Here is a 391-nt window from a genome sequence, read left to right as displayed (position 1 = left end):
CGTCAGCACGTCGAGCAGGCGGAAGCCGACCTCGATCGACTGGATGCCGGAACGGACCTTCTCGCCGTGCTCGCCGGAAGCGGCGTCGTCGGTGTCGGAGTCGGCGAGATCGTCGTCGGGAAGCGGGCTGGCGGGCATGGGCGGCAGGTGCGCGAAAAGGCGGCAGGAATCGGGGAGAAAACAGCGCGCACAATCGCAGCGCGCCGCAGGGATTCACCATCGTAAAATAGATTCCCTCCATCGTCACTACAACGGCAGAGTCCCCCTTATGAAACTTGCTTCGCTGAAGGACGGCACGCGCGACGGCCAGCTGATCGTCGTGTCGCGCGACCTGCACACCGCGGCGATCGCCGATGCGATCGCGCCGACGCTGCAGCGCGTCCTCGACGAC

General features: G+C 66.0%; 1 protein-coding gene. It reads left to right on the top strand.

The window, feature by feature from the left end:
* Positions 1-43 precede the first annotated feature (43 nt).
* On the top strand, positions 44-391 hold a 348-nt coding region (locus tag M44_RS30170), incomplete at its 3' end, for a hypothetical protein (protein ID WP_420167131.1).

It is taken from the genome of Bacillus coahuilensis m4-4 (assembly GCF_000171615.1).
In the GTDB taxonomy this organism is placed as follows: domain Bacteria; phylum Bacillota; class Bacilli; order Bacillales; family Bacillaceae_K; genus Bacillus_T; species Bacillus_T coahuilensis.
This window is presented reverse-complemented; position numbering and strand designations above follow the sequence as displayed.